The 7,343-nt window shown below is 58.7% G+C and carries 7 protein-coding genes and 2 pseudogenes; all 9 read left to right on the forward strand.

Features of this window, described 5'->3' with window-relative positions; all coding sequences use genetic code 11:
• Positions 1-179: 179 nt before the first annotated feature.
• Entirely contained in the window at positions 180-3,137 is a 2,958-nt protein-coding gene (locus tag AO388_RS27985; RefSeq protein WP_236713933.1) for a phage tail protein, read from the forward strand.
• Between the two features lie 8 nt (positions 3,138-3,145).
• A complete protein-coding gene (locus AO388_RS29765; protein WP_058417100.1) occupies positions 3,146-3,454 on the forward strand; it encodes a hypothetical protein in 309 nt (102 codons plus the stop codon).
• Positions 3,454-4,140, forward strand: coding sequence for a hypothetical protein (locus AO388_RS21825; RefSeq protein ID WP_058417101.1), 687 nt, complete (start codon positions 3,454-3,456; stop codon positions 4,138-4,140). Before AO388_RS29765 ends, AO388_RS21825 begins: the two co-directional genes overlap by 1 nt.
• Before the next feature lie 25 nt (positions 4,141-4,165).
• Positions 4,166-5,269: a hypothetical protein gene (locus tag AO388_RS21830; protein WP_058417102.1), complete on the forward strand. Its 1,104-nt coding sequence runs from the start codon at positions 4,166-4,168 to the stop codon at positions 5,267-5,269.
• Positions 5,269-5,604, forward strand: a complete 336-nt coding sequence (locus AO388_RS21835) for a hypothetical protein (RefSeq protein ID WP_058417103.1) — start codon at positions 5,269-5,271, stop codon at positions 5,602-5,604. Before AO388_RS21830 ends, AO388_RS21835 begins: the two co-directional genes overlap by 1 nt.
• 2 nt (positions 5,605-5,606) lie before the next feature.
• Positions 5,607-5,975 carry a hypothetical protein gene (locus AO388_RS21840; protein ID WP_058417104.1) on the forward strand — a complete coding sequence of 123 codons (369 nt, stop codon included), beginning with the start codon at positions 5,607-5,609 and terminating at the stop codon, positions 5,973-5,975.
• Between the two features lie 59 nt (positions 5,976-6,034).
• Positions 6,035-6,459 (forward strand): annotated as a pseudogene (locus AO388_RS21845) (glycoside hydrolase family 19 protein).
• Positions 6,456-6,986 carry a DUF2514 domain-containing protein gene (locus tag AO388_RS21850; RefSeq protein ID WP_058417105.1) on the forward strand — a complete coding sequence of 177 codons (531 nt, stop codon included), beginning with the start codon at positions 6,456-6,458 and terminating at the stop codon, positions 6,984-6,986. Before AO388_RS21845 ends, AO388_RS21850 begins: the two are co-directional and overlap by 4 nt.
• A gap of 183 nt (positions 6,987-7,169) precedes the next feature.
• Positions 7,170-7,343 (forward strand): annotated as a pseudogene (locus AO388_RS30105) (SGNH/GDSL hydrolase family protein); the annotation flags it as partial.

A 7,343-nucleotide genomic window follows, 5' to 3' on the forward strand; every position in this document is an offset into this window, starting at 1 on the left:
AGCGCGGTGGCGGGGCGCGTCATCACCGTTGACCGCGACATCGATCTGTCGACCGGTGCCAAGCTGCGGGTGAACTTGCCCAGCGGCAAGACCGAGGCGCGCGTTATCACCTCGCTCACCGGCCGGCGGGTAACTGTGGCTGCCAGCTTCAGTGAAGTGCCAGAAGAGACCTGAAAACCATGCAGTTTCTGGTGCGCAACATCACGCGCCCGGAATGGCACCAGTACCAGCTCGAATGCATCCAGCACGAACCGAGCAAGTTTGACGCCATCGACTTTGGCGCCGTCGTGGATATCCGCCCAATCAGCGGCATTCCAGTTGGCGTGCAGGCTGCGCCAGGCGCAGTGTTCGTGACGCAGCACGTTGTGATCGAGCAGGGCATCGCGGTTACCAACATGACCATCAGTTGGGACGCTGCGCCAGGCGCGGTTGCGTATGACGTGGAATGGCGCTGGGGCTCGCGCGAGTGGGTCAAGGTGCCGCGAACGGGCGAGCAGTCGGTTGACGTGCCCGGCATCTACTCCGGCCAGTACATGGCCAGGGTGCGCGCTGTCAGCGCCTTGAATGTCTCGTCGTTGCCGGCCACGTCGCTGCTGACGAACTTGCAGGGCAAGACCAGTTTACCGCCTGCTGTCACGTCGCTGACCGCCACTTCGCTGATATTCGGGATCGCGCTCAAGTGGACTTTCCCGCCAGGTGCGGAGGACACGCAGCGTACTGAAATCTGGTACGGCCAGGCGAACGACCTGGCCAAGGCCACGAAACTCTGTGATCTGGCCTACCCCCAGTCGGAACATGTCATGCAGGGCCTGCTGGCGGGCGTGACGTTCTTCTTCTGGGCGCGCCTGGTGGACCGGACCGGCAACGTGGGGCCGTGGTATCCGACCGGCGCTGGCGTGATGGGTCAGACCAGCAGTGATGCTGGGGCGATCCTTGAAATGATCGCCGGGCAAATCACCGAAACCGAGCTCGGCCAGAAACTTGTTGAAAAAATAGAGCTGATCGACGGCAACGGTCCAGGCTCGGTAAACGACCGCTTGGCCGCGGCAAAAGCTGCACTGGCCGATCAGATATCGGACGTTGGCGACGCGCTGGGCACTGTCAGAGCGGAACTGCAGCAGCAGATCGATAGCATTGCAGACCTCGCCGACTCCATGCCTTACAAGCCGGGCGAGACGTATTCGGCTGGGCAGGGAGTGCTGGGCGCTGACGGCATCATTTATCAGGCCACGCAGAACGTACCCGTCAACACGCCGCCGCCGAACAGCACGTATTGGCTGAACGTAGGCCAGGCAGTGGCCACGGCTGTGGGGTTGGCTTCGCGAGTGCAGACTGTTGAAACAAAGGTCACGTCCATTGAGGGCGTAAACACCGCGCAGTCACAGCAGATCACCGGCCTACAGAGCTCTTTGGATGGCAAGGCTTCGGCCAGCAGCGTGCAGTCGCTCGGTAATCGTGTCACAGACGCCGAGGGAAAGCTCTCAAGCCAAGGCTCGGCCATCACGGGAATCAACACCGAGCTGGCTGGTAAAGCCAGCAGCGCCACGGTGCAGGCGCTGGGTAACACAGTCACGCAGCAAGGCCAGGACATAAAGGCGCAAGGCCAGGCCATCACAAGCGTGACTGCGAGCCTCGGAAACTCGGGCGGACAGAACCTGTTTTTCAACCCTGCATTCAGCAAGGCGAGCGCAACGGCAGGACTGGCCGAGGGCTGGTCGGTTGACTCAAATGCGTCAGGGGGGACCAGCTCTGCCTCAATCGTTGCGTCCTGGCTGGTTGGCTCCGAAAAATCTCAGCGGGTAGATGTCACCGGGCTGAATCAGAGCTCTATCTATCGTGGGATTCGCACACAAGGTATCAACTACTGGCCAAAGGCGAAGGCCGGGGCTTCGGTTGTTGCGTCGTGCTATGTGCGTGCAACCGCAGGCCTGGTGTTCAGGATATTCCTGCAGGCAGTGGACGCTGCCGGGACGCCTATCGCTGCACCTTCTGGGCCTCTGGTCGTCTCTACTGGCGGCAGTCAGCGGATCAGCTATGACTATCCAAACCTTCCGGCAGGTACGGCGGGCGTGCAGGTCTACTTCCGTCTATATGGTTCGGACACTGTCAGCGCAGGCTTTGTGGAGTACACGCGGGCGCAGCTTGAAATAGGAACCACGCTTACCGGCTGGAAAGACAACACCGCAGTGCTGGGTGCCGAGCAATCGGCGACCTCTTCAGCAGTGGCGGCGCTGAGTTCCAGCGTGAGCCAGCAGGGCGCCACGATCATTGCTCAGGCATCCAGCGTGCAAGCGCTTCAGGCTTCGTCTCGGGACGACAATGGGGATGGCGAGCTGGCAGATGCCGTGAATGGCTACAACAGCGCAGCAGGCATTGTGCAGGAGGCAACAGTCCGAGCCACGCAGAACGAAGCCACGGCCAGAACGGTAACGCAGTTGACCGCATCGGTGGGGGCAAACACCGGCCAGATCACTGACCTTCGTGAGGTCGTCACCAGCAACCTCGCTTCTACGGCGACGGCCATCACGCAACTGACCACGAAGGTAGGCGACAACTCGGCAGCCATCCAGTCAGAGGCGACGGCCAGGTCAAGCGCCGATGGCGCGCTGTCCACGAAACTGGATCAAGTCCAAGCCACGGCCAACGGTGCGAGCGCAGCCGTTCAAACGGTCAGCTCTGCGCAGGCGGCTACGGACGGCAAGCTGACGGCGATGTATACCGTCAAATTGCAAGTCAACTCCAACGGACAGTACGTCATGGCCGCAATCGGTGCAGGGATAGAGAACGTTGGCGGGGTTCTGCAAAGCCAGATCCTCATGTCGGCTGATCGGTTTGCGCTGGTAAACACTTTGGCGGGCGGGGCGATATCGACACCGTTTGTTGCTCAGAACGGCCAGCTGTTCCTCGGCCCTACGTTCATCATGGACGGCACGATCACCAACGCCAAGATCGGCAGTTTCATCAGCTCGACTGACTATGTGGCCGGGCAGCGCGGATGGATTCTGCGCAAGGACGGGACGCTCGAGATCAACGGATCAGGCGCTGGCGGCGGCAGGTTGGTAGTTACCAATCGATCAGTCCGGGTCTATGACGCTAACAATGTCAAACGCGTGCAGTTGGGAGACCTCACTGAATGAGCAACGGAATGAGGGTGTGGGGCGCAGATGCTGCGCTCCAGTTGGACGAGAATTCGTTCACGATCCGGGTTGTGTTGTCGACGCTCGTTACCTTCTCCGGCACCACGAAGACCAGCCAAGACTTTGCTGTGCCTGGTGTCGGGCCGGGTAACGGTGTGGCAATCGTGATACCGGCTGGCGCTTACGACGGCAACCAGAGGCAGCATGAAACGGAACTAGTTGACGGTATCGCGAGGGTTTACAACCACACCAGAACTTACAGCTCGAGCACGGTTTCAGCCGGGACCATGCGGCTGCTCGTCATGAGATTTTCATAATGGCAGAAGCATACGGCCTGGAGTTTTCCAATAACAGCAACGTGGTAGTTCTAGACTCGCAATACGCGCGCCTGATGGTTATTGCTTCGGGGCGCTATCAGCCCACCGAGGAAAGCGGGCTCGGCTCGACCACCTACTTTCCTCGGCCTGTTACATCACAGGAACCGCCTCTGGTGTTTGTTCGGCCCGACACTGTGAATGCGGTTGCAGGCCTCTGCGCCATGCGCTTGGTCGGATCTGCGGGCAACTGGACCGGCTTCTATGTCCGAGCCTATGATGTGAACACCGCTCAGCCTAATGGTCGGTATTTTGTTGCTCAGTTCGAAGCGCAGGCGGTTGCTGAATTCGGGATGCGGCTTTGGGATGGCTCCACAAAACTATTGTTTGACTCTGGTACTTCAAGCGCGAACTTCACACGCTCATTTCAAGCGTGGAATTACGAAAGATTTGACTATACTAGTCAGAACCTTGTGCGTTGTTATTACTCAGTGCCGTTCAATTTCCCCGAGAATGAGTATCTATTGATTAACTCTTTTGGTATGGGGTTGAACTCGGGTAGTGCGATATCAAGGGCGCTGTATTGCTGGTGGGACTTTCCGAACAGCAAGCTTTACGCGATCACCATTGCAGCGGCCAATCCGACAGCATTCTTTCTACCGGCTGTATTCGCGAAGATGAATGTCTGATCCATCAATTTATTGAGTAACCATCATGCCTTGGTATAAGTCGGGGACGGTTTCCGTCACCCAAAATTCGAACGCGGTCATTGGCACCAATACCGCATTCATAGCAAACAGCCGGGTAGGCGATGGCTTTCGTGGGCCTGATGGTGGCTGGTATGAGGTGACCAACATCGCCAGTAATACCGCGATGTCGATTGCGCCGAACTATCAGGGCGCCACCAACAACGCGGGCGGGTACGCGCTGGCTCCGATGCAGGGCTACGTCAAGGATTCCGCTGATGCACTCCGGGCGCTTGTAAACCAGTTCGGCTCAACGCTTGCGGTGCTAGGCACTTCTGGAACGCGCGAGGGTGTGCGAGCAGCACTTGCGGCCGCCGCCAGCGGGAACAACAGCGATATCCTTTCCCTGTCTGGCCTGACTACGGCACTGACGATTGAGCAGGGCGGCACCGGCAAGAAGACAGCGGGCGAGGCGATCCAGGCGCTTGGGGGTATTCGCCTCGGGGCGGGCAACTCTTCTGCGGGTACAAGCCTTTTTTCTGGTGCGCCGCCCGGTATCGCATCCATCAGCTCTTCAAACAACGACGGAAATACCGCACTGCGGATTGCCAACGCAGCAAACAATAGCGCCTCAGCTGTTATGACGTTCATCCGTGACACGATATACGGTGTTCATTTGGGGCTGGATACCGACAACAAATTTAAACTCGGCGGGTTTTCAATGGGAGCCGTTGCGCGAGCGCTGTATCACGAAGGAAATGTAGTCGGCACGGTTTCTCAAGCCGGGGGGATTCCCACTGGTGCGGTTATAGAAACTGGAAACCTTAACGGTGGAACGTTCACGAAATACGCCGACGGAACATTAATTTGCCGTGGTATTTCGCCTGGGCAAGCTACTGCAAACAGCGCGGGAGGAGCAATTTATTATTCGGGCGGGGTGGCATTTACATTTGCCGCGCCATTTGTTGCGGTGCCTGCCGTAGTTATACAAGCCTTAACTACGGCGGGATATTTTTGTTGGGGGGCTGCCGAGGGTGCAGCAAGCACTACTGGCGTAACGGGGCGGGTAGTTTCCCCTGCTAATGGGGCCTCCTCATATCTATGTTATATTGCAATAGGAAGGTGGTTCTGATGATAGTTAAACTTGCGCCGCAACGCCGGGACGATACCTTGATTGTTGAGAAAGTAGGCGCCGTGTTGGTATTGAATGGAGAGGCGTTTGACTTTTCTTCTATGCCTGAAGGCTCGACCTTGCCCCGGATTGCAATTTCGTCTGAATGGTTTGCTGGTGATGTTGAATACGAAACAGAGTTGACTATTCACATTATCATGCCAGTTCCAGCAAATTATAGTCCGGAGCAGGCTTATCCAGTTGATCTTATAGATGTCCCTGACGGGATTGTGCAATTTCCCAAGCCTTTGCCAGAGGTTGCCCCACCCATATTTGTCATGAACGAGGTCTTGTAATAATGAGCAATATTGACTGGACCAAGTTAGTCACGAAAGAAATGAAGGACGCGGCTGTTGCTGCTCGCATCTTGGCTGATGCGAAGTCAGCGCTAAACAGCAAAAACAGTGCAGCAGCCTTTCAGATAGCGCGTATTCAGGACCGCATTGAAACGCTGGGCTATGGAATTGAGGCCGGAGAAGCAACCGAAGAAGAAGAGACCGAAGCGGCTGCACTCGCGCCTGTTCTCAAGGCCTGGAAGGCCTACAAGTTCGCGCTGGGCAAGGTAACCGCACAGCCTACTTGGCATCAGGCCCCGGTCTGGCCGGTTGCGCCTGCTATTCCAGAGATCGCCGCCGCACCGATGCTGGTGGAAGAGCCACTGGCCTGACGTACACCTGCCACCGAACCCGCCATCGAGCGGGTATTTTTTTGCCTGGAGAAAACCGAATGTCCATCACAGCGCAGCAGCTGCTGCAGATCCTCCCGAACGCCGGCCAGAGAGCCGGCGTTTTTGCACCCGTCCTCAACACAGCGATGAGCAAGTAACATGAGTCCGGTCAGCTGCGTTACGTCCGCGAGTTGGGCGGCAGCGCCTACCTGTCGAAGTACGACACCGGCAAGCTGGCTGAGCGCCTTGGTAACACGCCCGAGGCGGATGGCGACGGCCAGCTTTACCGTGGCCGTGGGCTGATTCAGGTGACTGGACGCAGCACGCCGCGATGTCGGCGGCGTGGTTCTGGCACCGGGCCGCGCTCAATACGCTGGCCGACAAGGGCGACTTCCTGACTATCACCAAGCGCATCAACGGCGGCACGAACGGTCTGGCTGATCGACAGGCGCTGTACGCCCGAGCACTTGAGGTGCTGGCGTGAAGGCCTTGCCGTGGAAGGCGGTCGGCGTGCTGCTGATCCTGCTGGCGCTGGCGGGTGCATTGTACGGGGCATACCGGCACGGCGTGACCGTCACCGATCTGGCCTGGAAGGCGAAGTGGGCAGAGGAAGTGAGCGCCCAGTCCGAAGCGGTGGCCACCACGACCACCGAGTACCGAACCGAAGAGCAACGCCGCCAGAAAGCGGCCAACCAGGTGGCAAACCATGCAAGGCAAAACCAGACCGCTGCGCTTACTGATGGCTCTGTCGATGATGCTTCTGGTGAGCTCATGCGCATCGAAGCCGGAAAGATGGCAGCAACCGCAAGTTGCATGCCCAGCGATACCGGAGCTTCCGAGCGAGGCAAGGCAGCCACCCGCGCCGCCATGGTGCTCTCCGACTTGCTCGGCAGGGCTGACGCGCGAGCGAGAGAGCTGGCTAAGGCTTATGACCAGTCCCGAATAGCCGGGCTGGCGTGTAACCACTTTGTCGAAGAGCTATCCAACACCACCAATTCAGCCAGGCCGTAGGCCGCCGGGGAAGCACTGTGAAGACAGCAACGAAGCAAGAAACCTACGACCGCACGATGAAAGTGACGTTGGCAGTGAAGGCGAACGGCGGGTCATCTGGAAAGACGGTGGCTATCAGCTGAGCATTCCGCCCGCGACCATCCGCTACGTGCCCGCTGCTGGCGCTGCGTTTGAGGTGTACGCATGAGCCTTCTGGTCAACCCGATCCCACGCCGCCAACCGATCCGGCGCGGGCTGGGTCTGCTCGGCGATAGCTTCTCGGGCAACTGCCACACCATCGCGGCGACGGCGTTTGGCACCGAGGCCTATGGCTATGCGGGCTGGATCGCGGCGCGTACCGGCCTGTTCCCGAGCTAC

Source organism: Pseudomonas sp. ICMP 10191, assembly GCF_001467335.1.
In the GTDB taxonomy this organism is placed as follows: Bacteria; Pseudomonadota; Gammaproteobacteria; order Pseudomonadales; family Pseudomonadaceae; genus Aquipseudomonas; species Aquipseudomonas cerasi.

Bases quoted from the DNA above. Each gene is read 5' to 3' on its own strand.
- AO388_RS21825 (WP_058417101.1), top strand. From the start codon at position 3,454: ATGGCAGAAGCATACGGCCTGGAGTTTTCCAATAACAGCAACGTGGTA.
- AO388_RS21835 (WP_058417103.1), top strand. From the start codon at position 5,269: ATGATAGTTAAACTTGCGCCGCAACGCCGGGACGATACCTTGATTGTT.
- AO388_RS21830 (WP_058417102.1), top strand. From the start codon at position 4,166: ATGCCTTGGTATAAGTCGGGGACGGTTTCCGTCACCCAAAATTCGAAC.
- AO388_RS27985 (WP_236713933.1), top strand. From the start codon at position 180: ATGCAGTTTCTGGTGCGCAACATCACGCGCCCGGAATGGCACCAGTAC.
- AO388_RS29765 (WP_058417100.1), top strand. From the start codon at position 3,146: ATGAGGGTGTGGGGCGCAGATGCTGCGCTCCAGTTGGACGAGAATTCG.
- AO388_RS21840 (WP_058417104.1), top strand. From the start codon at position 5,607: ATGAGCAATATTGACTGGACCAAGTTAGTCACGAAAGAAATGAAGGAC.